Origin of the sequence: Janthinobacterium paucivorans (assembly GCF_051380805.1) — a bacterium.
GTDB classification, from domain to species: domain Bacteria; phylum Pseudomonadota; class Gammaproteobacteria; order Burkholderiales; family Burkholderiaceae_D; genus Janthinobacterium; species Janthinobacterium lividum_D.
On sequence record NZ_JBNYXR010000006.1, the window covers coordinates 28,898 to 54,813 of the forward strand.

Consider the following 25,916-nt stretch of genomic DNA (forward strand, 5'->3'; position numbering starts at 1 on the left):
AGCGGCCGTGGGGCTTGCTAGCCATCAAGGCGTGCGGTGCCGTGCCGGTAGTGCTGCTGTCAGTGCGGCTGGTTTTTTTGTCATTCCTGCCGGAACTGCCCCTGCAGGGGCATCCGGCAACGCTGAACGACGATCAGTAGCGCTCAAGCCAGTGCGCGTACGGCGCTGGCATCACCCACGAAGCGCGCTCCACGCCGAGTTCCTTGGCGGCAAAGTATGCCCAGTGTGGATTGGCCAGGTGCGCCTTGCCCACCATCACCAGGTCGAGCTGTTCTTCCTTGACGACGCGCTCGGCGATGGCCGGCGTGCCGAAGCCCCAGGCGGACGAGACGGGCACGCCCGCTTCACGGCGGACGCGCTCGGCAATCGGGCCCATGAAGGCGGGACCCCAAGGGATAGTGGTGTCGGGAATGGTGAAGCCTACGCTGACGCTGAGCATATCCATGCCGGCATCCTTGAATTGGCGTACCAGGGCTATCGATTCGAGCAAGGTTTGCTCGTCGCGGCCGTCAAATTCCAGCACGCCAAAGCGGATCGTCAGCGGCAGGTGTTCAGGCCACACTGCGCGCACGGCCTTCAAGGTGTTGAGCAGGAAGCGGCTGCGGTTTTCCACGCTGCCGCCATAGATGTCGTCGCGCTGGTTCGAGTGCGCGGAAAAGAAGCTTTGCGCCAGGTAACCGTGGGCGAAGTGCAATTCCAGCCATTCGAAGCCCACTTCGAGGGCGCGCACGGCGGCATCGACGAAGTTTTGTTGCACGCGGGCGATATCGTCAAGGTCCATGGCGCGCGGCACTTTGGCCAGGCCGCGGCCAAAGGCGATGGCCGATGGCGCGATGGTTTGCCAGCCGCGCGCATCGTCTTCAGCGATATGGTCATCGCCTTCCCATGGCCGGTTGGCGCTGGCCTTGCGGCCCGCGTGGGCGATCTGGATGCCGGGTACGGAGCCGGCCGCCTTGATGGCTTTCACGATGGGTACGAACGCTTGCGCCAGATCGTCATTCCAGATGCCAGCGCAACCTGGCGTGATGCGGCCTTCGGGTGCCACGGCCGTCGCTTCGACGATGACCAGGCCCGCGCCGCCGCGCGCCATGCCCGCGTAGTGCGACAGGTGCCAGTCGTTGACCTGGCCATCGACGGCCAGGTACTGGCACATGGGCGGTACGGCGATGCGGTTACGCAGGGTAATATCTTTGAGGGTGTAGGGCTGGAAGAGGGCGGACATGGTGGCCTTTGTGTTTGTTGACGGAAAATTTCGGAATACTAATTTTGGGATGTTAATTTGGCAGTGCCAATTTATGAATATCAATTCGGTAGTTCGTAAATTTTCGAATAATGGAATTAGTATAGCGCATGCTGTATGATTGTGCTCATGCGTCCACACAAACATCCTTCTGCCAGTGAATTCGTCCTCGAACGCGTGCTCTACGCCTTGAGCGATTCCATACGCCTCGACATTGTGCGCCACTTGGCCAGAGTGGACGCGGCCGCTTGCGGCGACCTGGACGGCGGTCGGCCGAAGTCGACCGTTTCCCACCATTTCAAGGTTTTGCGCGAAGCGGGCCTGGTCCATACGGAAAACGCCGGCACGACGCACATGAATACCCTGCGCCGCGCCGACATCGAGCGCCGTTTCCCCGGCTTGCTCGATGCCATCCTGGCGCAGCAGACAATAGTACCCTCGGCACCAGCGGCGCTGTAGGCAGCGTAGGCGAGCATATAGGGCGTGTAGCCGCCTGTCGTGCCCCGCCACCCTCCAGGCTCGGCTATGATATCGGCCTTTCGGTAAATCCTCAGCCGCGCGCCTTTTGCGCGACGGCTGGCGACACTGCCTGGCATGGCAAGGGATGGGAATGACGGCAGCAGCAGTGGCATCACAGGCGGAACTGGCAAATCGTCCGCAGTTTGGCTGGATCAATGGATTAAAGGCGGGTGCGGCGCAGTTGATCGTCTTGCACCACCTGGCATTTTACGGGCCCATGTCCGACTACGTGCAGCCCCTATGGCCTGCGCTGCTGGACTGGCTCGGTGGTAGTGCGCGCATCGCCGTACAAGTATTCCTCGTCATCGGCGGCTTTCTGGTCGCCAAATCGCTGTCGCCCGCCGCCCGTCCCGGCATTGCTAACCCGCTACAGGCGATCTGGCGCCGTTATGCCAAGCTGGCGCCGCCTTTCCTGGTCGCCACCGTGCTTGCGGCCGTGGCGACGCCTGTGGCCGGCATCTGGATGCTGCACGACTCCATGTCGGCCGCCGCCACCCTGGGCCAGCTGAGCGCGCATGCCTTGCTGCTGCACGGCGTGCTGGGCTATGCATCGCTGTCCGCCGGCGCCTGGTACGTGGCCATCGATTTCCAGCTCTACCTGTTGACGCTATCGCTGCTGTGGCTGGGTGGCCGCCTGGCGGGCCAGCGGCGCATGGGCTGGCTGATGCCGCTGGTCATCACCGCGGGCATCACTTTTTCCTTGCTGTATTTTAACCTCGACGCCGGCTGGGATAATTGGGCGCCATATTTCTTTGGCAGCTATGGCCTGGGGATCATGGCCTGGTGGGCCAGCGACCCTGCGCGCAAGCCCGCGACCATGACTGCGCTCATGCTGATGGCCGCCGTGCCTGCGCTGCTGGCCCTGGCCATCGACTACCGCAGCCGCATCGTCCTGGCGCTGGTTGTTGCCTGCGCGCTCTTCCTGTTTGGCCGCGCCCGCACGCCTTCGCGCAGTCGCGCCTGGGGCGTCGTCAATGCTCTGGGGCGCATCTCGTATGCCGTCTTTTTGGTTCACTTCCCCGTCTGTCTGCTGGTCAATGCCTGGTTTGTTGCCCATGTCCCATTGGTGCCAGGCTGGCAGGCGCTGGGCATGCTGGTGGCCTGGGGTGCCAGCCTGGCGGCCGGGGCGGTGTTTTACCGCTGGGTGGAGGTGCCGTTGGGGCGGGTGGTGGGCCAGGTGGTGGCGCATCTGGCTGGGCGACAGGCGTGGGTATCGCGTTAAAAACTGGCGCTTGAAGTGAGGCGGATGCGGAAGGGGGTGTCGGGAAATGGCGCCCTCGATGTGCTTGTCAAGCGCAAGTGCTGCTGGCCGATTGCGTGATGAGATGGCTGTGATGATCGCGCCCTAGTGTGCCGCTGATGCTGCTGAAAAACAAAAAAGCCAACCGCGAACGGTTGGCTTCTTCATAGTATTTGGTAGGCCGTGCGGGATTCGAACCTGCGACCAACGGATTAAAAGTCCGCTGCTCTACCAGCTGAGCTAACGACCCAAAAACTGTACAACAACTTCGGTAACACTGTGCCGTAAAAAATGCTTGCCGTAAAATATTGCAAGCAGATCAGTACTGCGTATTCGTGGTAGGCCGTGCGGGATTCGAACCTGCGACCAACGGATTAAAAGTCCGCTGCTCTACCAGCTGAGCTAACGACCCGAAGAAGGAAGATTATAGGGGGTGCCCGGGATTCTGTCAAACCCAAGGGGCAACTTTTTCCCCGCTTTTACTTTTTGCCGACCCGTTCCTTGGCCGCTTGCGCTGCGCTCGAGCCTGGATAGCGCGAGATCAGGGCGTTCAGGGTCTTGGTGGTATTGGGCTTATCTTTCAGCTCCGTGTAGCAGCTGGCGATGTTGAGCATGGCGTCAGGCGCCTTCGGGCTGTCCGGGTAGAGCTTCAGTACTGCCTGCTGCGCCGTGATGGCGTTCTTGCAGTCGCGCTGGGCGTAATAGGCATTGCCCAGCCAGTATTGCGCGTTGGCCGCATAGGCCGATTCCGGGTAGCGTTTCACGAAGGCGTCCAGTGCCGTGACGGCGCCCTTGTAGTCGCCCGACTTGAACAGGCCGAATGCCGATTCATAGGTGCTTTGCTCGGACACGCCCACGGCCGCTTCCTGGCCATCGATGGTGACCTGGCGCGGTTCGAGCTTGCGCAGGCGCGCGTCGATATCGGTGTAGAAATCCTTCTGACGCTTTTGCGTATTTGTCAGGTCGTTACCCAGCACTTCGATCTGGCCGCGCAGGCGGGCGATCTCTTGCATGGTCTGGTCATGCTGGTTGAGCAGGCTCAAGGTGCTGGTCTTGTCCGCCTTGGTATCGATACGGTTGTTCAGGTCGCGCGCCATGGCGTCGACCTTGGCGCGCAGCTCCAGGATGGCTTTGCGCGCTTCGTCGTCGTCGAACAGGGCGGCGTTGGCGTGCAGGGGCAGGTAGGCAAACGCGGCCATCAAGGCGGCGGCGACGCCGGCTTTCGAGAATGTCATCATGGGTCGGGCTTTCAAAGGTTACGCAAAACATGCAAACGGGGCGCCGGGCGGTGAATCACCGCGCTGCGCCCCATTATTATGCCTATGACTGGCCAGTTAGGTAAGCGTCAATGCTGCAGCGCTTACCCGTCAACATCAATAAACGATGTCAGCGCGGCGGTTTTCAGCCCATGCTGCTTCGTTGCTGCCTTGTGCTTTAGGCTTTTCTTTGCCCAGCGATACGGCTTCCATTTGGCCTTCTGGCACGCCCAGGGCGGCCATCGACTTGCGCACGGCTTCAGCACGTTTCTGGCCCAGGGCCAGGTTGTACTCAGCGCCACCGCGTTCATCGGTGTTACCTTGGATCAGGATCTTGCGGCTAGGCGTTTTCACCAGGTAGCCAGCGTGGTTTTGCACGACTGCGGTGTCCGCTTCGCGCACGACGTATTTGTCGAAGTCGAAGTAGATGCTGCGGTTAGCCAGCACGCCTTTTGGATCGTCCAGTGGATCGACCGAAGCGGTCGTCACTGGCTGAACTTGACGGGTGTCAACTGGTGCGGCGACTTTTTCAGGAGCGCGCTCAACGACTGGGGTTTCTGCTACTTTGACTGGGGTGCTGCAAGCGGACAGCAGGGCTGCGGTAGCGGCGATGAAAGCCAAACTTTTAAAGTTACTCATTTTTATTCTCCGGGTCATGGTTAAAGGTGAAACTGTACAGCATTTACTTCATAAAAGGACCCCAGGTGGGCTCCTTGATATTGCCAGCTTGAGTAGTCAAGCGCTGTTTGACGCGGCCATCCACCGATACCACTGCCAGCGACTTGCGTCGTCCGGATTCGGTCGCGTACATGATATATTTCCCGTTCGGCGAAAAGCTCGGTGATTCGTCGTTGGCGGTGTCCGACAGGCGCAGTTCCTGGCCACTAGCCAGGTCGAGCGCGTAGAGCTGGAAATTGCCATCGCGACGGGAAATATAAGCGAGAGTCTTCCCGTCGGACGAAATCCGCGGGCTGATGTTGTAAGAGCCGCCAAACGTCACGCGCTTGGCTTCGCCACCGCTGACCGACATGCGGTAGATCTGTGGTCCGCCGCTGCGATCGCTGGTGAAGTAAATGCTTTGTCCGTCTGCCGAAAATTGCGGTTCCGTATCGATGCCGCTGCTGTTGCTGACGCGGCGCAAGCCGCTGCCGTCGGCATTGACGGTGTAGACCTGGGTATGGCCATCGCGCGACAGCGCCACGGCCAAGCGCGCGCCGTCCGGGCTCCAGCTTGGCGCCGAATTGCTGCCTTTTTCGTTCGACACGATGGTGCGCTCGCGCGTCACCAGGTTTTGCACGTAGACGATGGGCTTTTTCTTTTCAAACGAGACATACGCCACCTTGGTGCCGTCCGGCGACCATGACGGCGAAATGATCGGTTCGTTCGAGCGCAGGGCAACCTGGATGCCTTCGCCATCGGCGTCGGCCACTTCCAGCCGGTATTCGCGGCCCGATTGCGTGACGTAGGCGATGCGCGTGGCGAACGCGCCTTTGACGCCCGTCAGTTTTTCATAGATGTCATCGGCAATTTTATGCGCCAGCAGGCGGTTGAACTGCGGCGCAGCCGCATTGTTCATGCCCGACAGCTGCGCGCCCTTGATGGTGTCGAACAGCTTGTAGCGCACGTCCAGGCGGCCATCGGCCATGCTTTGCACGGTGCCGGCCGCCAGCGCGTCGGCGCCGCGCGACTTCCATAGTTCAAAGCTGACCGGTGCCGTCTCCGAGACGGGCGCATCGGCGTCGATCAGCTTGAACACGCCGCTGCGCGCCAGGTCGGCCTTGATGATGCCAGACAGCGATTGCGGCGCCGCCGATTCATTGACAAAGCTGGCGACAGCCACCGGGATCTGGTTGCTGCCGATCCCGGTAATCTCCACGCGCAGCTGCGCCTGGGCGCCGGACGCCCCCAGCATCAGGCCCGCGCAGAGCACGACATAGCTCATTTTTTTCATGGTCATCATTTAGGCAAATCCTTCATCTCGAATATGAGTTCAATCTCGCGTTCCACAGTGCCATCTTTTTTCTTTGGCAGTGGCGACGATTTATTAATGGCGTTTTCCACCGAGCTGTCATACGCCGGCAGGCCGCTACTTTTAATCTTTCGGACCGAAATAATTTCCCCAGTTGGCAGTTGCTCGATCTTGAACACGGCGCGCGGGTTGCCCGGCACGTCCGTGCTGCCGCTGTACGCGATATTGCTCTTGATCTTGCTCGTCAGGGCAGCGACATAGCCGCTGTCCTTGCGTGGCGCGGTCGCTTTCGCGGCCGTGCCCGTTGTGCCATTGCCTGCCTGAGCCATCAGCTGTTTCATGGCATCGGCATGCAATTTGTCGGCTGCGGCTTTTTCAGCCGCCGCTTTCTTGGCCTTGGCCGCTTTCTCGGCCGCCGCTTTTTTCTCGGACAGTTCTTTCTCGGCTTTTTCTTCCGCCGCTTTCTCTTTGGCCAGCTTGTCTTTCTCCAGCTTGGCTTTCTCCAGCTTGTCGGCCTTCTCTGCTTTTTCTGCTTTTTCTTTTTCCAGCTTCTCAGCCTTGTCTTTTTCTTTTTGCTGCTGTTTTTCCAGTGCGCGCTTTTCTTCCTCGCGTTCTTTCAATTCTTGCTTGCGGCGTTCTTCCGCTGCCGCTTTCTCTTCTTTCAGTTTGGCTTTCTTGCGCTCAAGGGCGATTTCCGCCTCGCGCAGGTCGACCTTCGGCTCGGGGGCTGCCACCGGCGGCGGTGGCGGCGGGGCCGGCTGTTCCACTGGCGGTTCCGGCGGCGGCGCCGGTGTCGGCTCCGGCTGCGTGGCCACTTCGGGCGGCGGCGCGGCCGTCTGCACCGTCATATCCCATACTTCTGCTTCGACGGCGACGGGTTCCGTATTTTGCCAGTGTACGCCCACCCACAGAAAAAACAGCAGGCCAAGGTGCATCGCCAGCGCCAGGCCCAGCGAGGGCCAGCGGCTGCGTTCGCGCGGCACGCGATAGGGCTTGCCGAGTACATGGTCGATTTGTTTGGTCTGCAAAGTCTAGTCTATCTAAAAACGGTCAAGTCTGGAAATACGCTGCGGTGCTTACTTGGTGGCCAGGCCGACGCGGGTAATGCCCATCTTTTTCGCTTCCGAAATGAGCTGGATCACGTCGTCGTACTTGCTTTCCTTGTCGCCCGCAATCATTACGGGAAAGTCGGGATTGCTCTCGTGCAAGCCGCGCAGCTTGCGCAGCAGGGCGTCGCGGTTCGGTTCCGTTTCCGGCGCCAGTTGTTCCTTGCCGATGACGCCGATCGATAGCGAACCATTCGGCTTGAGCACGATCTGGATATAGTCATCGGGCGGTTTCGCCGACCTTTCCGCATTGGGCAAGTTCACCACGCTGGGATTGTTCGACGATGGCATCACCATGAAAATGATCAGCAGCACCAGCATCACGTCGATATATGGCACGACGTTGATTTCGGACTTGAACTTGCGGCCGCGGCCGCCGCGCATGCCGCCGCTGTTGAATGAGGAACCCATGGACGCTGCTCCCTTTTAGCGCGACTGGCGCTGCAAGATGTTGGAGAACTCTTCGACGAAGCTCTCGAAACGGATCGCCAGGCGGTCGATATCATGCGAAAAGCGGTTGTAGGCGACGACCGCCGGAATGGCTGCGAACAGACCGATGGCGGTGGCGATCAAGGCTTCGGCAATGCCGGGCGCGACGGCGGCCAGGGTGGCTTGCTGCACGTTGGCCAGGCCGCGGAAAGCGTTCATGATGCCCCAGACGGTACCGAGCAAGCCGATGTAGGGCGAGACGGAGCCGACCGATGCGAGGAAGGCCAGGTGCGATTCGAGCACGTCCATCTCGCGCTGGAAAGCGGCGCGCATGGCGCGGCGGGCGCCGTCGAGCACGGCACCTACGTCCAGCGCTTCGCGCGCACCGTAGGAAGCCTTGCCCTTGATGAATTCGCCCATGCCGGCATCGAAGATGCGCGCCAGCGCGCCGCTCTGGTCGCGGTTGCCGCTGGCATTTTGGTGCAGCGCATGCAAGTTGCCGCCAGCCCAGAAGCTGCGTTCAAATTCGATCGTTTGCTTGCGCGCCTGGCGCACGGCAAACATCTTGCGGAAAATGTAGGTCCAGCTGGTCAGGGAAATGAGCAGCAGCAGGGCCATGATCAGTTGCACGATCAAATGGGCATTGCTGATGAGCGCGAGGAAAGAAAGATCTTGTGTAACGTTCATTGGCTGGCAGTCTGTTGGGTGAATTGTCCGGGGGTGGCGGGTAGGGCTCAGGCGGCGCGCATGCGGGCCGCCACTGCATCAGGCACGGCGCGCGGGCGCAATGCCGAGTCGACGCAGCCAATCTTGACGCGGGCCGTGTTCAGCAGGCGCTCGCCGCACCAGGCTTGTTGCAGAAAAACAATGGAGGCGCGTCCCATTTTTTCTATGCTTAATGTCAATCTTACCGTGTCATCGAGTCTGGCTGGCGCATGATAGTCGGCGTTGACGCTTTTGACAACGAACATGGCGTCGTGCTGCTGCAGCAATGCTTGCTGGCTTACATCGATGGCGCGTAGCCATTCGGTACGCGCGCGCTCGAAAAATTTCAGGTAATTTGCGTAATAGACGATGCCGCCGGCGTCGGTGTCTTCATAGTAGACACGTACGTTCCAGGTAAAGACTGAAGGCATGTTTATTGTGCCAGTAGTGAGATTGAGCAACATTTTACGCGATTTTTCTTCTTGTGACTGTGGGCTTTTGCTGGAAAGCCATGCAAAAACCGCATAAAAGTGGCCTAAAAGCGGCATACAAGTTGCACCGCGGCATTGTAAATGCGGAGTGCATAATGACAAGTCCCGTAACATACGCTTACATACCGCCGCCAGGTTTAAGCACAGCTTAAGCGTCGCAGTCGCCGCTGCGGGCTGCGGCCTTGTCCGCTTCACCTTGGCACACCGCCTTGGCGCACGGTGGCATGGTTGCATTCCTTGCTCAATTTGGGCACTTGACTTACAATTTCATTTCCATTACGTCTCACGTGACTGGCGAAAAGTCGGAGCGATCCCCATAATGTGGCGGTCGGCAATCCGGCGAAAGGTGGGCACCCACCGGGAAACGTGAGATTTTTCATCAGCCGTTCGCCTGGGTGGCCACTATGGAACAGTACGAAGAGGCTGCCTATCCAATGTTGTTATTCAATTAACGCCGGCTCCCCTCATTCGATCCAATCTGCCAGTACAAGCACCCTCATACTTGGAGTTTTTACATGTTTGCAAAAGATCACACCCTCGCCAACGTCGATCCTGAATTGTTCGCCGTTATTCAAAAAGAAAACGTGCGCCAGCACGATCATATCGAACTGATCGCGTCGGAAAACTATACGTCGCCAGCCGTAATGGAAGCGCAAGGCTCGCAGCTGACGAACAAGTATGCCGAAGGCTATCCAGGCAAGCGCTACTACGGTGGCTGCGAATACGTCGACGTGGCCGAGCAGCTCGCCATCGAGCGTGTCAAGCAATTGTTCGGCGCCGAATGCGCGAACGTACAGCCGAACTCTGGTTCGCAGGCGAACCAGGGCGTGTTCTTTGCCGTGCTGAAACCGGGCGACCTGATCATGGGTATGTCGCTGGCCGAAGGCGGTCACCTGACCCACGGCATGCCGCTCAATATGTCCGGCAAGTGGTTCGACGTCGTCTCGTATGGCTTGACGGCGGAAGAAGACATCGATTACGAGGCGATGGAGCGCCTGGCTCGCGAACGCAAGCCAAAGCTGATCATCGCTGGCGCGTCGGCCTTCTCGAAAAAGATCGACTTCGAGCGTTTCGGCAAGATCGCCAAGGAAGTGGGCGCCTACTTCCTGGTCGACATGGCCCACTACGCAGGCCTGATCGCCGCTGGCCTGTACCCGAATCCGGTGCCGTTCGCCGACTTCGTCACCTCGACCACGCACAAGTCCTTGCGCGGCCCGCGCGGCGGCATCATCCTGATGAAGGCGGAACACGAAAAAGCCATCAACTCGGCCATCTTCCCTGGCATCCAGGGTGGCCCGCTGATGCACGTGATCGCCGCTAAGGCGGTCGCCTTCAAAGAAGCGCTGAGCCCGGCATTCGTCGAATACCAGAAACAAGTGATCAAGAACGCCGACGTGCTGGCGAAAACCTTGATCAAGCGTGGCCTGCGCATTGTTTCCGGCGGCACCGAATCGCACGTCATGCTGGTCGACCTGCGCGCCAAGAACCTGACGGGCAAGGAAGCCGAAGCCATCCTCGGTTCCGCGCACATCACCTGCAACAAGAACGGCATCCCGAATGACCCGCAAAAGCCCTTCGTCACCTCGGGCATCCGCCTGGGCAGCCCGGCGATGACGACGCGTGGTTTCAAGGAAGCGCAAGCGGAAGAAGTGGGCAACCTGATCGCCGACGTGCTGGACAATCCGCATGACGCCGCCACCATCGAGCGCGTGAAAGCGGCCGTGAAAGTGCTGGCCGATGCACATCCTGTATACGCGGCATAATTATTTGTCCAGAATGTGTCATACGGAGTAAGATTCTGTCTGACCCATTCCAGCCGTGCCCAAGGGCGCCCGCAGTGATTGGGGCGCCCTTGTATTTCAGGGCGGCGATTTCCCGTAATTATTACTATAAAGTTGTAGCCAGCCCATGAAATGTCCATTTTGCCAGCACGGCGATACCCAAGTTCTCGATACGCGCGTATCGGAGGACGGGGATGCCATTCGGCGCCGCCGCCGTTGCGGCAAATGCGACAAGCGCTTCACGACCTACGAGCGGATTGAACTTATCATGCCGGCCGTCGTCAAAAAGAATGGCAGCCGGACGGACTTCGCTGCGGATAAGTTGCGCGGCAGCTTGATGCTGGCCTTGCGCAAGCGACCCGTCGCGGCAGCCTCCTTGGATGCGGCCATCGCTTCCATCCAGGAAAAATTGCTGACCAGCGGCTTGCGCGAAGTCGATTCCGGCTATATCGGCGAATTGGTGATGCAAGAACTCAAGCGCCTCGACAAGATCGCTTATATCCGCTACGCCTCCGTGTACAAGAATTTCGAAGACGTGGCCGAGTTCCAGGATGCGATTGCCGAAGTGGGACAGGCGCGCAGCAAGCCCTGACGCTGTTTCGACATGCCGTGCATCAGCTGCATCAGCGACAGCAGCGACATCAGCGACATCAGCTATATCAGATGCCGCTGAGGCAGCCTCCCACGCGCACCACGCCAGCGCTCGACTGGCAAGTGGTCTGATCAATTGAGGCGCTTTTTTCTGCGGCCGTTTTTCCTTCTTCCCTCACTATATTGGCGACGTTTGCGCTGCCTCATGCCCGCGTCTTTGCGCACGCCTATCGTGTAACTGGGCCGGACGTCCGTGCGGCTCCAGTCTTGCTGCAGGAGAAGCTCATGCACAGCGGCGCGCGTGGTCCCATGGATGGCAGCAGCCTTGTCGAGGTGCTGGTGTCGCTGCTGCTGTTGGCGCTGGGTTTGCTGGGCGCCAGCATCTTGCAACTGAGCTCGCTGCGCGCGCGCCATGAATCGGCGCTGTTGTCGGCGGGCGTGCAACTGGCTGCCGGCATGGCTGAACGCATGCGCGCGAACAGTGTGCTCATGTATGGCCCCGATGCGGGCAATGCCTACCTGAACGTCAGCTACGCGGCAGCGGACGACGCCGAGCCTGCTGGCGGCGCACCCGATTGCTTCGGACCTGCTGCCTGCAGCGCGGCCGAATTGGCGCAATTCGATATCGCCGAGTGGAAGCAGCAGTTGCAAGCGGCCTTGCCCGGCGCGCGCCTGCGTGTCTGCCGCGATGCTCCCGCTTGGGATGGCGCCGCCCAGGGCTTGCACTGGGCGTGCAGCGGCGGCAAGGGCGCGCCCATCGTCATCAAGCTCGGTTGGCGTGGCCGCCAGCCCGACCGATCACCGGCCGTAAATGGGGCTGGCGAGTCGCTGCCCCGGTTGGCATTCCAGCTCGGCGGAGGTGGCGCATGAACACTGTCTTGCGCGGGCACCACGGCATGAGCCTGGTCGAATTGCTGGTGGCCCTGTCGCTGGGGGCGCTGTTGATGCTGGCGGCCAGTAGCGTACTGCTGGCCGCCAGCGGCAGTTATGGCGAGCAGTCCGCCAGCGTGCGCCTCGATGACAACGGCCGCTATGCGCTCGATAGCATCGCCCGCGCCGTGCGCCAGAGCGCGTATGTGAACTGGGACAGCAGCGCCGCGCCCGTGGCCCATGCCGATGACGATAGCGCCAATATCGCCGGCCTCGACGCGCGCAGCCTGGTCAAGAACAGTGAGGGCATCAGCGGCGCGTTGCCCGGCGCCTTGCATGGCAGCGATGTGCTGGCCTTGCGTTTTTTTGGCGCCGGCAAGGAAGAGGGCGGCGACGGTTCCGTGCTCAATTGCGCCGGTTTCGGCGTGGGCGCCGCGAAAGCCGAGACACAGCGCGGCTGGAGCATTTTCTATGTCGCGCAGGGCGCTGATGGCGTGGGCGAACTGCGCTGTAAATACCGTGGCGCGAACGGCTGGGGCGCGGACGCCATCATCCGTGGCGTCGATACTTTCCAGGTACTGTATGGGCTCGACACGGATACGCCGCCCGATGGCGTGGCGAACCGGTATGTCAACGCCAGCGTGCTCGACGCCCGCGATGCCGCGCTGGTGCTGGAGGGGGCCGATGCGGCCGAGCGTCAGCGCGATTTTCATCGCCGCACGCATTGGAAGCGCGTGTCTGGCGTGCGCGTGGCGCTGCTGTTGCATGGCGAGGTGGGGCAGGTGGACAAAATGGCGCAACTGGGACCGTCGCAGTTCGACCTGTTCGGCAAAGCATACGCCGAGGCGCACGGCGCCAGCGACACGGGCGTGCGCATCGCGCGCGCGGCCTTGCCCGCAGCCACGCGCTCGCGGCTACGGCAACTGGTGCAGACCAGCATTATGCTGCGCAATGGGCCAGCATAGGCCAGCGCCATGATGGCCGGCATGGGCGCCTGCGCTGGCGTCGCCAGAGGCGCTGCTGGCGCACGCTGGCGTGGCGCGACCTTGGTGTATGTGCTGTGTCTGCTCGTGATCATCTTGCTGCTGGGCATATCGGCGGCGCAGATGGCTTTGCAGGGTGAAAAGGCGGCGCGCGGCGAGCGCGACCGGCAGATCGCGTTTCAGGCGGCGGAGGAGGCATTGATGGATGCGCAGAACGATATCGAAGGCTTGCCCGGCGTGCCCGGGCGCAGCAGTCTCTTCGCGCCGGGCAGTGCGGCAGGCTTCGCGGCCGGCTGCGGCGAAGGCGGTGCACTCGGCCTGTGCCTGCCTGCGCCCCCGGAGGCGCCGGCGCTCTGGCTGAGCATGGACTTGGCTGGCGCCGAAGCGGGCAGCCGTACGGTGCCGTTTGGCCAATTTACGGGCACCGTCATGCAGACGGGGCAGGGTTTCCTGCCGTCGCGCCGGCCCCGCTACCTGATCGAACTGCTGCCATTTCACCGGCCCGGCGCGCAGGCAGCGGCAATAGCCGGCGGCCTGGCCACGGAAAGTTATGTGTATCGCATCACTGCCATCGGGTTTGGCGCGCAGGAAAGCACACAAGTTGTGCTGCAAAGTTACTACCGCAAAGAGGCGGCGGGAGGCGGACCATGAGGGCTGCGTCGTTCGCTGTATTGTCCGCTTGCTTGTTCGCTCGCTTGTCCGCTTGCTCGTTCGCTCGCTTGTCATATTGCTTGTCCGCCTCGCGGCGCGCTGGCCGCGTCTGCTCGCTGCTGCTCGCTGTCCTGGCTGGCGGCGGCGCCTTTGCCGCCGTTCCCCCGGTGGCGCTGGTGCGGGCCGACGCTGGCTTGCACGCTGCCCGCGTGCCGCCCAATCTGCTGCTCAATCTATCGTTGACGCATGCTGCAGCCGCTGCCGCGCACGGCGGCGACTATGCGCCGCAGCGCGAGTACGCCGGCTATTTTCATGCGCGCATGTGCTATGGCTATCCGTACCGCATCAAGGATGGCGCCATGTTGCCGGACTTGCGCGTAGCGACCGCTTACTTTTCCGCGCTGAAACCGGCCGATGCGCTGCACGGCTGCGGCGGCGATAGTTTTAGTGGCAACTTTCTTAACTGGGCCAGTGCCAGCATGCTCGACATCGTGCGCTATGCCTTGACGGGCGGCGACCGCGTCATCGATGAAGTGCGCAAGACGGTGCTGCAGCGCGCGTATCTGCCCAATGCCGACGGTCCCATCGACTTTTTTGCCCATCCTCTCTTTTTTCCGCGCAAGGTCTTGCAGGAAGGCGTGGCGGCGGCGACACCGTTTGCGCTGGCGCGACTGGCCATCGTTTCCTGCCGCAACCGCCTGCTGTTCAGCGACGCCAGCCTCGGCCAGCCTGTGGGCGGCAGTTGCGACGCGCCCGGCAGCGCTGCCACGCACGGCGTGTTCCTGGCGCGCGTGCGCGTCTGCGACGCCGATGAGGGGCCGTTGCGCGACGACTTGTGCTTGGCGTATGGCAAAAACTACAAGCCGGTGGGCGCCGTGCAGCGCCATGGCGGCAGGGTGCGCGTGGGCGTGTTTGGCCACTTGAACGGCTTGCCCGCCAGCCTAGGTCCCGTGTATGGCGGCGTGTTGCGCGCGCCGCTGGCCCACGTGGGACCGCAGCGTTGGACGGCGCCCGATTTCTTGCCGCAAGACAATCCCGATGCCGAGTGGAATCCCGTCAGTGGCGTGTATGTGGCGCCAGCTGCCAAATCAGGCGGCGCGGTGGGCGCTTACATCAATGGCCTGGGCCGCAGTAATGCGGAGCGTCCCGGTGCCTACGCCAGCGCGGCTCCGCTGGCCGAATTGCTGTACGAATCACTGCGCTACCTGCAGGGACGCCAAGCGAGCGCCGTACTGCCGCCCGCCACGGTGCCACCCGCCATCGACGACGGCTTGCCGGTCGTGACGGTTTGGCGCGACCCGCGCAGCGTCAGCTGTCAGCGCCATAGCGTCGTCAGCCTCGGCGATGCGGGCATGGCAGGCGACCGTTACGTACCCGGCAATATTGCGGCGACGCCCCCGTCAAACGGCGACCGCGCGCGCGCCGCCGATGGCTTTGCGTCGCCGCCGTTCGATGCGATGGCCTGGACGCATGCGGTCGGTAGCCTGGAAAGTGGCGCTGCGCAAGGTAATCCTGCACCACGGCCCGAGCTGGCAGCACTGGAATTGCTGGCCCACGGAGTGCGCGGCGCCAGCTACCATGCGGCGGGCCTGGCCTACTGGTCGCATGTGCAGGCACTGCGCCCTGGCGCCAAGAACGACGGCATGGCCCGCATTGATCACTATGCGGGCGACTTGCGCCAGGGCGACCCGGCGGGCGTGCCCGATGCTACTCCCTTATTTCTGGCGGCCAAATATGGCGGTTTTCTCGATACGAACGGCGACGCCAACCCCTACAGTAGCGCGTCGGGCAATGCGCTGGAGGAGTGGAGCGTGGATGGCCGCTGGCCCACCCATTACCTGCCGGGCAGTGATCCGGCCGCCCTGATCGCGGGCTTGCGCGCCGCTTTTGTGGCCGCCGACAAGGGTAGCTTGCCCGCGACGCTGGCGGGGCCGGCCCTGCTGGCGCTGGCCAGCGGCGCTGAAGAGGCATATTGGTTCCAGACGCAGATGCGCCTGGCCGATGGCGCCATGAGCTTGTCGCGCACCGCGTTTGCCGTGGCTGCCGATGCTGCATTGCTTCCCGGCAAGTCATTGTGGCGCGTTGGCGGGCAGGAAAAGTTGCTGCCCGATGCTGCGCCAGCAGTCTTGCGTCCCGTCTATACGCTTGACGCCCAGGGCAGCTTGATGCCGCTGGAATGGAAGCGGCTCGATGCACAGCAGCGCAGCACATTCGAGGGTGGCGATGGCCAGGCGGGCCATGCGGAGGCGCGCCTCGCATATCTGCTGGGCGAGCGCACGCACGAAGTGGGCCAGCCAGGCGGCTTCCTGCGGCGCCGCACCGGCAGCCTGGGCGCGGCGCCGCACGGCAATTTACTGTATGTGGGCGCGCCGGGTCTGGGCATGCCGGGCACCGCTTATGGCTTGCACCGCAAGGCGTTGCTGCAGCGCCGGAAAATGCTGTACCTGGGCGCCAACGATGGCTTGCTGCATGCATTCGATGCGCGCACGGGCAGGGAATTGTTTGCCTATCTGCCGCAAGCCCTGCTGCACCTTGCGCCAGCCGCTGCGAGCACTCACTACAGTGCGGCACCCCTGCTCGACGGCGCGGCGGCAACGGCGCAAGTGCAGGCATCGGGACGCTGGAAAACGGTGCTGGTGTCGGGCATGGGCGGCGGCGCGCAGGGCGTGTTTGCGCTCGATATCACCGACCCGGCGCGCTTCGCGCAGGACGGGGCGCTGTGGGAATTCACGGACCGCGATGACAAGCTGATGGGCAATGTGCGCGCGCCGCCCGCCTTTGCCCGCATCAACATGGGCGGCAAAGAAGGCGCGCTGGCCTACCGCGATTTCGCCGTCGTCGCCAGCGCTTACAACAACTATGTGAGCGATGGCAAGAATACGACGGCGCCCGCATCGGCCGCTGCCATTTTCCTGCTGGCGTTGGACAAGTCGCCCGGCACACCCTGGGTGTTGGGAAGCAATTACTTCCGGCTCAAGGTGCCCGTGGCCAGCGGCGGCGATGGCGGCCATGACAGTGGTGCGGACGCACACGCAAACCCGAATGCGGACGCAGACGCGGACGCCTTGCCCCAGGCGCTGGGTCCGCCCGCCGCCGTGGTGGCGGGCAGCGACGGCGCGCTGGCCCATGTGTATGCGGGCGATTTGCAGGGCAATATCTGGCGCCTTGACATGGCTGGCGGGCCGCCGTGGAAGGATGGCCAGGGGCGCAAGCTGGTGTTTGTGGCGCGCGATGCGCAGGGCCGGCGCCAGCCCGTGACGCAGCAGTTGAATGTGGCTTATGCGCCCGGTGGCGGCTATCTGCTGTTGTTCGGCACGGGCAAGCTGGTCGAAGCGGCCGATACCTGGCCGGCCGCTTTTTTGCCACAGTCGTTTTATGCCGTGCACGATGATTTGCAGGCCGCTTCTCCTACGCGCAGCCGGGCTGACCTGGAGCCGCGCAGCTTGGGCGAGGCGGTGGGCGGCGTGCGTATCGACGGCGCCGAGCTCCGTTATACGGGCAGCGCCGCCATGCGCGGCTGGTACCTCGATTTTCTCAATCCTGCGCAGACGGGCGAACGCAGCATCAGCAGTGCCGTGCTCGCTGCCGGCAAGGTGATGTTCAACACCGTCCTGCCTGGGCGCGACCCTTGTGCCAAGCCCGCCACGCGCCTGTATGTGCTCGATGTACTGAGCGGCTTTGCCGCCGATAGCGCCGGTATCGTGCAGGCGGGCGCGCAGACCGGGCGTTTGTTCGATGGCCTGGCGCGCGCGCCGCCGCTGGCATTGGAACTGAGCAGCACGGTGGGCGCCGTGACGGCGGCAGGGCGTGCCGAGGGACGCAAGCAACTGCTTGTGTTGCAGCCCGGCTTGTCCGCTGCCGCCAGCGCGGTGGGCATCAAGGTCCTCAGCGCACCGTTGCCGGCGCGGCGCCTCAGCTGGCGAGAAGTGGCGAACTGGCGCGAATTGCACCAGGCGGCGAAGAAAAAATAGGGCCGGCATGCTTGGCATGTCGACGTTGACGAGCTGAAAGCGGACGCAGAGGGCGACGCCAGCGCAGCGGCTGGCGTTTTTGCGAGAGAGGAGGGCGCATGGCTGCGCTTGCAAGGTGGTACAGGCCCGTTGCAAATAGCGGCAGCATCTGCGGCTTTAGCCTGATCGAACTGCTGGCCGCGCTGGCGATCACGAGCCTGCTGCTGGCGCTGGCCGTGCCCGCTTATCACGGCCATGTCGTACGCGCCAAGCGGGTGCAGGGGCAGGCGGCCCTGCTGCGGCTGATGCAGCAGCAGGAACGTTATTATTCGCAAAATAATCACTATCTGGCCTTTTCATCGGCCTTGCCGGCGCCGCAGGTGCAAGCGTTTCCATGGTGGTCCGGCGAAGGGGGCGCCGCTGGCAGCGCGTATGAAATCGAGGCGCTTGCCTGTCCCGGCTTAACAATCAAGCAATGCGTGTTGTTGCGGGCCCTGCCCGGCACCGTCAAGGTCGATGCGCAGTTTCAGGATGCCGATTGCGGCGTCCTCTCCTTGCGCAGCACGGGTCAGCGCAGCAGCAGCGGTCCCGCCAGCCATTGCTGGCCCTAGCTCATGCTCGCGCAGCGGCGGCCACGCTGGAACGGGCATACCTTGCTCGAATTACTGGCCGTGCTGGTGATTGCCGCGTTGTTGGCGGCCGCTGCCATGCCCGCCTTGCCGCATTTGCTGGCGCGCCAGCAAATGCGCGCGGCAGCCATGGACTTGTTCTCGGCTATCGAATTGACGCGGGCGCAGGCGATGGCGCGCGGACAGCGCGTGCTGTTGATGCCGGCCGGAGCCGGCGGCACGGACTGGGGCGCTGGCTGGCTGATCTTTGTCGACCAGAATGCCAATCTGGTGTTCGACGGTGCTGACGAATTGCTGTTGCGCCAGGGGCCGTTGCCGTCAGGCATCACGGCCCAGTTCGCGTTTTCGTCGGCCACGGCGCCGTTTTATATCGCCTACAATGGCGCAGGGCGCAGTTGCAGCGCGAGCAATAGCCTGGCAGCGCGCTGGGGTACCTTGACCCTGACTTTGGGAAAGCAGGTGCGGCATATTAAAATCAATATGCTGGGCAGGGTGCGTGTGTGCGACCCGCAGCAGCAAACGGTCAATTGCAGCGGCGTGGCCGACAGTTCCTGAGCCGGCTCATCTGGATCACCTGAAACACCTGGATCACCCGAAATACCTGTTGCTTACCCATTACTCACTATTAAAGAAGCCCGTGGAAATACTGAACGATATCGATGGCATGCGTCTGGCGCTGGAATGGGCGGCGCGCGGTTTATACACGACCTCGCCGAATCCCCGCATCGGCTGCGTGATCGTCAAGGATGGCCAGGTGATCGGTGCCGGCGTGACGCAGGCGGCCGGGCACGATCATGCCGAGGTGCAAGCGCTGGCCAATGCGGCGGCGCGCGGCAACGACGTGCGCGGCGCCACCGCCTATGTCACGCTGGAACCGTGCAACCACCATGGCCGTACGCCGCCTTGTTCCGATGCGCTTGTGCGCGCCGGGCTGGGGCGCGTCGTGGCCGCCATGACGGACCCGAACCCGCTGGTGGCGGGGCAGGGGCTGGCCAAGCTGGAAGCGGCCGGCATCGCCGTCACCACCGGGGTGCTGGCGGAGCAGGCACATGAAATGAACATCGGCTTCTTTTCGCGCATGCAGCGCGGCAAGCCGTGGGTGCGCATGAAAACGGCGGCCAGCCTCGATGGCATGACAGCCTTGCACAATGGGCAAAGCCAGTGGATCACGGGGGCGGCAGCGCGCGCCGACGGCCATGCGTGGCGTGCGCGCGCCTGCGCGATCCTGACGGGCATCGGCACGCTCAAGACGGACGATCCGCAATTGAACGTGCGCGCCGTCGAAACGCCGCGCCAGCCGCGCCGCATCGTCGTCGACAGCCGGCTCGACATCAGCCTTGATGCACGCATCCTTGCCGGCGGCGGCACGTGGATCGTGGCCGCTGTCGCCCATCCCGAGAAGCAAGCGCAGCTGCGCGCCTTGGGCGCGGAAGTCATTCTGTTGCCGAACGCGGCTGGCAAGGTAGACCTGGCCGCGTTGATGCAGGAACTGGGCCGCCGGCAAATCAATGAAGTCCACGTCGAGGCCGGCGCCAGGCTGAACGGCTCGCTGATCCGCGAAGGCTGCGTGGACGAACTGCTGGTCTACCTGGCGCCCACCTTGCTGGGCGATGCGCAAGGCATGTTTGCCTTGCCCGCATTGACGGATCTCAAACAGCAACGTACTTTGCAATTTCACCAGGTTCAGCAAGTGGGCGAAGATTTGCGTATCCTTGCTAGATTCGCCTAGCGCAATTGATATTTTTTTTATACTTTTTTAAGGTTAGCTCCATGTTTACAGGAATTGTTGCCGCCATCGGCAAGATTGAAACCGTGCAAGCGCTCGACGGCGGCCTCGATGCAGGCGTGCGCTTGAGCATCCATGCGGGCGGCTTGCCGCTGGCCGACGTGGCCCTGGGCGATTCGATCGCCATCAATGGCGCTTGCATGACGGTGGTGGAAAAAACGGATACGGGCTTTGCCGTCGATGTCTCGCGTGAAAGCCTCAATTGCACCGCGGGCCTCGATACCGCCACGGAAGTGAACCTGGAAAAAGCCCTGACCCTGGCCGAGCGCCTGGGCGGCCACCTGGTATCGGGCCACGTCGACGGCTTGGGCATCGTGCGCAAATTTGAAGCCGTGGGCGAATCGTGGGAACTGGTCATCGAAGCGCCGCACACCTTGGCGAAATACCTGGCCATCAAAGGTTCTGTCGTCGTCAATGGCGTGTCCCTGACCGTCAATCGCGTGGAAGACCTGGGCGCGGGTGCCGTCAACGGCTGCCGCTTCTCGATCAACCTGATTCCGCACACGATCGCCATGACGACCCTGAAACACATGACGGTCGGTGGCAAGGTCAACCTGGAAATCGACTTGATCGCCCGCTATGTCGAGCGCATGCTGTCGCTGGACAAGGCTGGCGCTGAACACGGCACCGAACACAGCTACCAAGCGTAGTGATGCAGCGAAGCTATCGAGTGTAGCAATACAGCGGTGCCTGGCCTAGCGTGTGCCGCTTGTCGTCACTACGCGCATACTATGTAGCTTTGGGTAGTGGAGGCCAGGCATGGACCCGATTTCGCGCGCAAGCGTGCCTAATGCCATACCGGCGACGCCCCGCGTGGGCGAGGCGGCGGCGCTGGCGCCAGCATCGCCTGTGCCGTGGTCTGGCGCGCCAGCAACGCTTGCCGTGCTGCCATCGACCCAGGTCGAGCTCTCTGCGCTGGGCCAGTTTCTGTCCGGCGTGGCCTTGTCGCGCCGGCAACTGCTGGCCTTGCAGGGCGTCACGGACGAGGCCATGGCAGCCAATGCCCGCGTCAATGTCAATGACGACTTGCTGGCGCTGGCGCGGCAGTTGACGGCATCGTTGAGCCAACTGCAAACGAGCACGATCAATGCCAGCCAACTGGCGACGGCCGGCGACACGGCGGGCAGCCTGGCGCAGCGCTACGATGTGCTGTCAGGCGATGGCACGATGAATGCGACGGCTGCGCTGGCGCAGGCGGGCTTGGCCCGCATCGGCATCGATTTGCGCAATGGAGAGGTGAATGCAGCAACGTTGCAGGCCGCGTATGCGGCCGACAGCAATGCCACGCTGGACGCCCTGCAACAGGGAACGGACGTGCTGGCACAGGCCGGTGCCGCGCTGGCCCGGCAGCAGGGCGCTTTACTGGCGACCAATGTCGAGGCCGATCTGACGCTTGTCGCGCTGCCGACGCAGCAAGAGGAGGTCGCGCGTGCTGCCCCGGCGCTGGCAGGCGCAGCGCAAGTGCAGGCCGATGCAGGCCAGGCGACGGCGCAAGCGCAGTTGGCCCAGAAAAATGCGCAAGCGCAAGAGCTGGCCGCGCAAAATGCGGGCATGGCCATGCCGCCGCCGTCAGCGCAAGACCCGTCCGTGGCTGCGGCCATCGCCGCGTATCATGTGAACCATGCCGCCCTCAATCCTGGCTTGATGCATGGGCCAATGCCGGCCAGCGACTCGCGCCTGCCGCTGGTGGCCCCGGTGGCCCCCGTGGAAGCCGTCAAGCCCGTCCCTAAAATCTAGGGCAGCAGGCTTGCTTCCACGGTAATAAGGAGCGCCTGCTACGATGCAAACTAAGGGGTGCAAAAAGGAGCAAGGAGCGCCTGCTGCGGCGCAAACTACGGGGTGCGAAGCGGCAGTCAATGTGCCGAGCCGAATGTGCTGAGTCGAATATGCCGGGTCCTTTGCAAGGCCGGCGGCGCGCGTTTTGCCGCCTTTGTCTGCGCCGGGTCGGGCAATCGGCGCTTTGTGGGGCAGGCTGCGGCGCGCATGCCGCAAAGCTGTCTTATTTCAGGCCTGCAAGCGCTAAATCCTTTAAAATAGCAGACTATAAGAAAATTCCTGCAAATTCGCGGAATCTTCGCGCTCCATGTTGCAGTTTTTAGTTTCATTAACAACGCTAGGCAAAATCGTGGCGAGCGCAAGGGAGAGGTGGCTGAGAAGCGCAAGCGTACCAAGGTACTTTGCCCGTCGCAGGCCGCCCGTACTCACGCGCAGCAGGTTTTGACAGGCGTCCTAAGAGGATGAATAATGTCTATTTCCAGCACCGAAGAGATCGTCGCTGAATTGCGCGCGGGCCGCATGGTGATACTGGTCGATGAAGAAGACCGGGAAAATGAAGGCGATCTGGTGCTTGCCGCCGATTTCGTGACGCCTGAAGCCATCAATTTCATGATCACGCATGCGCGTGGCCTGGTGTGCCTGACCCTGACGGAAGAGCGTTGCGACGAGCTGAACCTGTCGATGATGACGTCGCGCAACGGCACCGCCTATGGCACCAACTTTACCGTCTCGATCGAAGCGGCCGAAGGCGTGACGACGGGTATCTCCGCTGCCGACCGCGCCAAGACCATCGAGGTGGCTGTTGCCAAGGGCACGCAGCCCAGCGATATCGTCCAGCCTGGCCATATCTTCCCGCTGAAAGCCCAAAAAGGCGGCGTGCTGATGCGCGCAGGCCACACGGAAGCCGGTTGCGACCTCACTGCCATGGCCGGCCTGACGCCCGCGTCCGTGATTTGCGAAATCATGAAGGACGACGGCACCATGGCGCGCCTGCCAGACTTGCTGGTGTTTGCCGAGCAGCACGGCTTGAAAATCGGCACGATTGCCGACTTGATCCATTACCGCAGCCAGACGGAATCGCTGGTCGAGCGCGTTGCCGAGCGCACCTTGCGCACGGCGCACGGCGATTTCCGTTTGATCGCCTTCCGTGACAAGCCCAGCTCGTCGGCCCACCTGGCCCTCGTGCACGGTGATCTGGTATCCGACCAGGAAGCGCTGGTGCGCGTGCACCAGCCTGTCTCGCTGCTCGATGTGCTGGAAAACGAAGCGACCACCCACTCGTGGACGGTGGCCGCCTCGATGGCTGCCATCAAGCAGTCCGAGCGGGGCGTGATGGTCTTGCTGAACTGTGGCGAGACCTCGAGTGAACTGTTTGCGCAGTTCGCTGCACTCGACACGCCGCAAGCCAAGCCGAAAGGCCGTGCCGCCAGCATGGACTTGCGCAGCTACGGCATCGGCGCGCAAATCTTGCGCGACCTGGGCGTGAGCAAGATGAAATTGCTGGCGAGCCCGCGCAAAATGCCGTCGATGGTCGGTTTCGACCTGGAAGTGACGGGTTTTCAGTGCCCTGGCGAGCAGAAGTAATTGATACACAATCTTCAGCGGCCCGGCGCGCGGCGCCGCCGCTGAACACTTATAAAGAGGCATATGATGACCGTAGGAACCTATGAAACCAATTTTGCCGGCGAAGGTTTGCGCGTCGGTATCGTCCAGGCACGATTCAATGAAATCGTCGGTGGTGGCTTGCTGTCGGCATGCCTGGAAGAGTTGAGCAAGCTGGGCGTGGCCGATGAAGATATCCTGCACGTGACCGTGCCGGGCGCCCTGGAAATCCCACTGATTCTGCAAAAAATGGCAGAAACCGAGCAATTCGATGCCCTGATCGCATTGGGCGCCGTGATTCGCGGTGAAACCTATCACTTCGAGCTGGTATCGAACGAATCGGGCGCGGGCATCACGCGCATCGGTCTCGATTACGGCATTCCTATCGCCAACGCAGTGTTGACGACCGAAAACGACGAGCAGGCGGAAGTGCGCATGCTGGTCAAGGGAGCCGAAGCGGCACGCGTGGCAGTGGAAATGGCTAATTTGGCGCAAGCGCTAGAAGAGTTGCAAGAATCCGACGAAGATTAAGCGCGGGTGACAAGAATGCCATGGCTGCGTTGCAAGGCCTCGCCGTACTTGCGTACTGTCTTCGGTTTCGCGCCTTGCCCTGACATCCTTCTCACGCACGCTTTAATTGCGGCTGCGCTGCCTAAAAGCACGCCGCAATGTCTCGCCGGAATTTGTAGTGAACACGTACTTAAGAACAGGTAACAATCATGACTGAGAAAAATTTGCTCGCCAATCCCAGCAAAAACCGCACGCCGCGTCACCGCGCGCGCGAGTTTGCGCTGCAGGGCTTGTATCAGTGGCTGCTGAACAATGAAGACGCGACCACCGTCGTCAACAATATTCGCGCCGCGCACGGCTTCGACAAGGCCGATGGCGATCATTTCACGGTGCTGCTGTACGGCGCCATCAAGGATTCGCTGGCGCTGCGCGACAGCATGGCTCCTTTGATCGACCGCAATATCGCCGAACTGTCGCCCATCGAACACGGCATCTTGCTGATCGGCGCTTTCGAGCTGAAGAACAACATGGAAATCCCGTACCGCGTCGTCATCAACGAAGCGGTCGAGCTGGCCAAGTCGTTTGGCGGCATCGACGGCCACAAATATGTGAACGGCGTGCTCGACAAGCTGGCAGTGAAATTGCGCGAGGACGAAGTCAACGCCAACAAGCGCAAGTAATAGAGACACAGATTCTGCGGTGATAGCCGCAGCCAATAAAAAAGCCACCGGCACTTTGCGTGCGGTGGCTTTTTTATTGGAGACTATTTTTGCTAGCCCTGTGAGGGCTTCTAAAGGGTCACAGGCCGGCGATCTCGTTGTGCGTTGCCATCTTGAGGCTGATGCTGCCGCTTTCGGCCAGCGTGGCCTTGGCTGGCGCTGGCGTGTTCGATGCCATCACTGGCGTGGTGGTCGGCACGCGCTGGCCGTTCGATACTTGCTTCAGACGACGGTATTCGGCCAGCACGCGCGAGCCGTAGCCCGAGTCGGTGGCGAAGTTGGCGGCGCCCACGTAGGTTTTTAAGCCCGCTTCGACGGAGCCGCCACGCGTGACGTAGTCTTTCAGGATCAAGGAGCCGACGCGGATGTTGGCGACCGGATTCAGCGCTGCTTGCACGCCACCCATTTCCTGGAAGCGTTCATGGTGTACTTTTGACATGACTTGCATCAAGCCTTGTGCGCCCACGGGGCTTTCGGCGAATGGGTTCAAGCCCGATTCGACGGCCATCACGGCCAGGATCAGCAACGGGTCGAGCTTGATTTCACGTGCCGTCAGATAGGCCGTCGAAACGAGCATATTGGTCGCATCGTTGGCTACGCGGTAACGCTTGGCAAGCCAGGTGGTAACCCATTGCTGCTGCTTTTGCGTGCCCAGCAAGGCTTTTTCTTCCTTGGTCAAAGGTGCCTCGTTGGCGGCGGCCGTTTGCACGGAAGCAGGCGCTTCCATCAGTGCCGACAGCGCCGGTGCTTCAACAGCTTGTGCTTCTGCCATCGGCAGCGGGAACAGGCTGTGCGTCAGTTGCTTGCCCAGGTCGGGGCGGAACATCAGCAGGGCGATCAGCGCCAGGGCGGAAATGCCGAACACTGTCAGTGTGTGTTGCGCCGTTGCTAATACGCCGCGTGCCGAAATGGCTTGTGCGCGGGCGCGCAAACGCGCCAACGCTGGCTGTCCAGCCATGGTTGAAGCAGACAAGGCTGCTTCAGTGCTACGATGAGTCATAGAGTTCCCCGAAATGTCGCGTCAACAGGCAGTCCCTCCGCAGGGTCGCGGTGTCGTGGGTGCTGCCAATGCCGTGCATCAGAAATATCACATCGTTACCGCCGCGTATGGAT

Annotated in this window: 25 protein-coding genes, 2 tRNA genes and 1 riboswitch; of the genes, 16 read left to right on the forward strand and 11 right to left on the reverse strand. The window is 62.1% G+C overall.

Annotated elements, in window-relative coordinates; genetic code table 11:
- Positions 1-133: 133 nt before the first annotated feature.
- Positions 134-1,222, reverse strand: coding sequence for an NADH:flavin oxidoreductase/NADH oxidase (locus ACQ4V8_RS09050; protein ID WP_436571269.1), 1,089 nt, complete (start codon positions 1,220-1,222; stop codon positions 134-136).
- Between the two features lie 147 nt (positions 1,223-1,369).
- Between ACQ4V8_RS09050 and ACQ4V8_RS09055 the strand changes: the two genes are divergently transcribed.
- A complete protein-coding gene (locus ACQ4V8_RS09055) occupies positions 1,370-1,699 on the forward strand; it encodes an ArsR/SmtB family transcription factor (protein ID WP_436571270.1) in 330 nt (109 codons plus the stop codon).
- 151 nt (positions 1,700-1,850) lie between these two features.
- Positions 1,851-2,981 (forward strand): acyltransferase family protein, encoded by a 1,131-nt coding sequence (locus tag ACQ4V8_RS09060; RefSeq protein ID WP_010396134.1) that lies wholly within the window; start codon positions 1,851-1,853, stop codon positions 2,979-2,981.
- Between the two features lie 192 nt (positions 2,982-3,173).
- Here ACQ4V8_RS09060 and ACQ4V8_RS09065 read toward each other — a convergent pair.
- From ACQ4V8_RS09065 to ybgC, 9 genes are all read right to left on the reverse strand, one after another.
- Positions 3,174-3,249: transfer RNA gene (locus tag ACQ4V8_RS09065), tRNA-Lys, on the reverse strand.
- An 86-nt stretch (positions 3,250-3,335) separates the two neighbouring features.
- Positions 3,336-3,411 (reverse strand) — tRNA-Lys (locus ACQ4V8_RS09070).
- A 67-nt stretch (positions 3,412-3,478) separates the two neighbouring features.
- Positions 3,479-4,237, reverse strand: a complete 759-nt coding sequence (gene ybgF, locus ACQ4V8_RS09075; protein WP_010396136.1) for a tol-pal system protein YbgF — start codon at positions 4,235-4,237, stop codon at positions 3,479-3,481.
- Between the two features lie 135 nt (positions 4,238-4,372).
- Positions 4,373-4,894, reverse strand: a complete 522-nt coding sequence (pal, locus tag ACQ4V8_RS09080; protein ID WP_010396138.1) for a peptidoglycan-associated lipoprotein Pal — start codon at positions 4,892-4,894, stop codon at positions 4,373-4,375.
- Positions 4,895-4,937: 43 nt separating this feature from the next.
- Positions 4,938-6,206 (reverse strand): Tol-Pal system beta propeller repeat protein TolB, encoded by a 1,269-nt coding sequence (gene tolB / locus ACQ4V8_RS09085; RefSeq protein ID WP_436571409.1) that lies wholly within the window; start codon positions 6,204-6,206, stop codon positions 4,938-4,940.
- A gap of 5 nt (positions 6,207-6,211) precedes the next feature.
- Entirely contained in the window at positions 6,212-7,252 is a 1,041-nt protein-coding gene (gene tolA / locus ACQ4V8_RS09090; protein WP_436571271.1) for a cell envelope integrity protein TolA, read from the reverse strand.
- Between the two features lie 48 nt (positions 7,253-7,300).
- Positions 7,301-7,741, reverse strand: coding sequence for an ExbD/TolR family protein (locus ACQ4V8_RS09095; RefSeq protein ID WP_010396144.1), 441 nt, complete (start codon positions 7,739-7,741; stop codon positions 7,301-7,303).
- Positions 7,742-7,756: 15 nt separating this feature from the next.
- On the reverse strand, positions 7,757-8,446 hold the full coding sequence (tolQ, locus tag ACQ4V8_RS09100; RefSeq protein ID WP_010396146.1) for a protein TolQ: 690 nt from the start codon (positions 8,444-8,446) through the stop codon (positions 7,757-7,759).
- Between the two features lie 47 nt (positions 8,447-8,493).
- Entirely contained in the window at positions 8,494-8,895 is a 402-nt protein-coding gene (gene ybgC / locus ACQ4V8_RS09105) for a tol-pal system-associated acyl-CoA thioesterase (protein ID WP_010396148.1), read from the reverse strand.
- 337 nt (positions 8,896-9,232) lie between these two features.
- A riboswitch (ZMP/ZTP riboswitch) is annotated at positions 9,233-9,359 on the forward strand.
- Between the two features lie 111 nt (positions 9,360-9,470).
- On the opposite strand from ybgC, the gene glyA reads away from it, so the two are divergent.
- The 14 genes from glyA (at position 9,471) to nusB (ending at position 24,764) form a co-directional block, all read left to right on the forward strand.
- Positions 9,471-10,718 (forward strand): serine hydroxymethyltransferase, encoded by a 1,248-nt coding sequence (gene glyA, locus ACQ4V8_RS09110; RefSeq protein WP_010396151.1) that lies wholly within the window; start codon positions 9,471-9,473, stop codon positions 10,716-10,718.
- Between the two features lie 145 nt (positions 10,719-10,863).
- Positions 10,864-11,328 carry a transcriptional regulator NrdR gene (gene nrdR / locus ACQ4V8_RS09115; RefSeq protein ID WP_010396152.1) on the forward strand — a complete coding sequence of 155 codons (465 nt, stop codon included), beginning with the start codon at positions 10,864-10,866 and terminating at the stop codon, positions 11,326-11,328.
- A gap of 284 nt (positions 11,329-11,612) precedes the next feature.
- Positions 11,613-12,197, forward strand: coding sequence for a type IV pilus modification protein PilV (gene pilV, locus ACQ4V8_RS09120; RefSeq protein WP_010396155.1), 585 nt, complete (start codon positions 11,613-11,615; stop codon positions 12,195-12,197).
- Positions 12,194-13,162, forward strand: a complete 969-nt coding sequence (locus ACQ4V8_RS09125; RefSeq protein WP_436571272.1) for a PilW family protein — start codon at positions 12,194-12,196, stop codon at positions 13,160-13,162. Before pilV ends, ACQ4V8_RS09125 begins: the two co-directional genes overlap by 4 nt.
- A 9-nt stretch (positions 13,163-13,171) precedes the next feature.
- Positions 13,172-13,831, forward strand: a complete 660-nt coding sequence (locus ACQ4V8_RS09130; RefSeq protein ID WP_010396158.1) for a pilus assembly PilX family protein — start codon at positions 13,172-13,174, stop codon at positions 13,829-13,831.
- Positions 13,832-13,911: 80 nt separating this feature from the next.
- On the forward strand, positions 13,912-17,802 hold the full coding sequence (locus tag ACQ4V8_RS09135) for a pilus assembly protein (protein ID WP_436571273.1): 3,891 nt from the start codon (positions 13,912-13,914) through the stop codon (positions 17,800-17,802).
- A 98-nt stretch (positions 17,803-17,900) separates the two neighbouring features.
- On the forward strand, positions 17,901-18,392 hold the full coding sequence (locus tag ACQ4V8_RS09140) for a type IV pilin protein (RefSeq protein ID WP_070345538.1): 492 nt from the start codon (positions 17,901-17,903) through the stop codon (positions 18,390-18,392).
- Positions 18,393-18,395: 3 nt separating this feature from the next.
- The gene (locus tag ACQ4V8_RS09145; RefSeq protein WP_436571274.1) at positions 18,396-18,965 is read left to right on the forward strand and encodes a GspH/FimT family pseudopilin; all 570 of its coding nucleotides are present in this window, start codon (positions 18,396-18,398) and stop codon (positions 18,963-18,965) included.
- Positions 18,966-19,074: 109 nt separating this feature from the next.
- Positions 19,075-20,139 carry a bifunctional diaminohydroxyphosphoribosylaminopyrimidine deaminase/5-amino-6-(5-phosphoribosylamino)uracil reductase RibD gene (ribD, locus tag ACQ4V8_RS09150; RefSeq protein ID WP_436571410.1) on the forward strand — a complete coding sequence of 355 codons (1,065 nt, stop codon included), beginning with the start codon at positions 19,075-19,077 and terminating at the stop codon, positions 20,137-20,139.
- A 41-nt stretch (positions 20,140-20,180) separates the two neighbouring features.
- Positions 20,181-20,846 carry a riboflavin synthase gene (locus tag ACQ4V8_RS09155; protein ID WP_010396171.1) on the forward strand — a complete coding sequence of 222 codons (666 nt, stop codon included), beginning with the start codon at positions 20,181-20,183 and terminating at the stop codon, positions 20,844-20,846.
- Between the two features lie 109 nt (positions 20,847-20,955).
- Positions 20,956-21,933, forward strand: a complete 978-nt coding sequence (locus ACQ4V8_RS09160) for a hypothetical protein (protein ID WP_436571275.1) — start codon at positions 20,956-20,958, stop codon at positions 21,931-21,933.
- 507 nt (positions 21,934-22,440) lie between these two features.
- A complete protein-coding gene (ribBA, locus tag ACQ4V8_RS09165; RefSeq protein WP_010396175.1) occupies positions 22,441-23,556 on the forward strand; it encodes a bifunctional 3,4-dihydroxy-2-butanone-4-phosphate synthase/GTP cyclohydrolase II in 1,116 nt (371 codons plus the stop codon).
- Positions 23,557-23,622: 66 nt separating this feature from the next.
- Positions 23,623-24,105, forward strand: a complete 483-nt coding sequence (gene ribH, locus ACQ4V8_RS09170) for a 6,7-dimethyl-8-ribityllumazine synthase (protein WP_010396177.1) — start codon at positions 23,623-23,625, stop codon at positions 24,103-24,105.
- Between the two features lie 188 nt (positions 24,106-24,293).
- Positions 24,294-24,764: a transcription antitermination factor NusB gene (gene nusB / locus ACQ4V8_RS09175; protein ID WP_010396180.1), complete on the forward strand. Its 471-nt coding sequence runs from the start codon at positions 24,294-24,296 to the stop codon at positions 24,762-24,764.
- Between the two features lie 118 nt (positions 24,765-24,882).
- Here nusB and ACQ4V8_RS09180 read toward each other — a convergent pair whose 3' ends face one another.
- A complete protein-coding gene (locus ACQ4V8_RS09180) occupies positions 24,883-25,803 on the reverse strand; it encodes a lytic transglycosylase domain-containing protein (protein ID WP_029496247.1) in 921 nt (306 codons plus the stop codon).
- Positions 25,804-25,916: the final 113 nt, after the last annotated feature.

Bases quoted from the DNA above. Each gene is read 5' to 3' on its own strand.
- ribD (WP_436571410.1), top strand. From the start codon at position 19,075: ATGCGTCTGGCGCTGGAATGGGCGGCGCGCGGTTTATACACGACCTCG.
- ACQ4V8_RS09155 (WP_010396171.1), top strand. From the start codon at position 20,181: ATGTTTACAGGAATTGTTGCCGCCATCGGCAAGATTGAAACCGTGCAA.
- glyA (WP_010396151.1), top strand. From the start codon at position 9,471: ATGTTTGCAAAAGATCACACCCTCGCCAACGTCGATCCTGAATTGTTC.
- ybgF (WP_010396136.1), bottom strand. From the start codon at position 4,237: ATGATGACATTCTCGAAAGCCGGCGTCGCCGCCGCCTTGATGGCCGCG.
- ybgC (WP_010396148.1), bottom strand. From the start codon at position 8,895: ATGCCTTCAGTCTTTACCTGGAACGTACGTGTCTACTATGAAGACACC.
- tolB (WP_436571409.1), bottom strand. From the start codon at position 6,206: ATGAAAAAAATGAGCTATGTCGTGCTCTGCGCGGGCCTGATGCTGGGG.
- ACQ4V8_RS09145 (WP_436571274.1), top strand. From the start codon at position 18,396: ATGCTCGCGCAGCGGCGGCCACGCTGGAACGGGCATACCTTGCTCGAA.
- nrdR (WP_010396152.1), top strand. From the start codon at position 10,864: ATGAAATGTCCATTTTGCCAGCACGGCGATACCCAAGTTCTCGATACG.
- ribH (WP_010396177.1), top strand. From the start codon at position 23,623: ATGACCGTAGGAACCTATGAAACCAATTTTGCCGGCGAAGGTTTGCGC.
- pilV (WP_010396155.1), top strand. From the start codon at position 11,613: ATGCACAGCGGCGCGCGTGGTCCCATGGATGGCAGCAGCCTTGTCGAG.
- ACQ4V8_RS09055 (WP_436571270.1), top strand. From the start codon at position 1,370: ATGCGTCCACACAAACATCCTTCTGCCAGTGAATTCGTCCTCGAACGC.
- nusB (WP_010396180.1), top strand. From the start codon at position 24,294: ATGACTGAGAAAAATTTGCTCGCCAATCCCAGCAAAAACCGCACGCCG.
- ACQ4V8_RS09050 (WP_436571269.1), bottom strand. From the start codon at position 1,222: ATGTCCGCCCTCTTCCAGCCCTACACCCTCAAAGATATTACCCTGCGT.
- ACQ4V8_RS09180 (WP_029496247.1), bottom strand. From the start codon at position 25,803: ATGACTCATCGTAGCACTGAAGCAGCCTTGTCTGCTTCAACCATGGCT.
- ACQ4V8_RS09140 (WP_070345538.1), top strand. From the start codon at position 17,901: ATGGCTGCGCTTGCAAGGTGGTACAGGCCCGTTGCAAATAGCGGCAGC.
- tolQ (WP_010396146.1), bottom strand. From the start codon at position 8,446: ATGAACGTTACACAAGATCTTTCTTTCCTCGCGCTCATCAGCAATGCC.
- ACQ4V8_RS09130 (WP_010396158.1), top strand. From the start codon at position 13,172: ATGATGGCCGGCATGGGCGCCTGCGCTGGCGTCGCCAGAGGCGCTGCT.
- ribBA (WP_010396175.1), top strand. From the start codon at position 22,441: ATGTCTATTTCCAGCACCGAAGAGATCGTCGCTGAATTGCGCGCGGGC.
- ACQ4V8_RS09095 (WP_010396144.1), bottom strand. From the start codon at position 7,741: ATGGGTTCCTCATTCAACAGCGGCGGCATGCGCGGCGGCCGCGGCCGC.
- ACQ4V8_RS09160 (WP_436571275.1), top strand. From the start codon at position 20,956: ATGGACCCGATTTCGCGCGCAAGCGTGCCTAATGCCATACCGGCGACG.
- pal (WP_010396138.1), bottom strand. From the start codon at position 4,894: ATGAGTAACTTTAAAAGTTTGGCTTTCATCGCCGCTACCGCAGCCCTG.
- ACQ4V8_RS09060 (WP_010396134.1), top strand. From the start codon at position 1,851: ATGACGGCAGCAGCAGTGGCATCACAGGCGGAACTGGCAAATCGTCCG.
- ACQ4V8_RS09125 (WP_436571272.1), top strand. From the start codon at position 12,194: ATGAACACTGTCTTGCGCGGGCACCACGGCATGAGCCTGGTCGAATTG.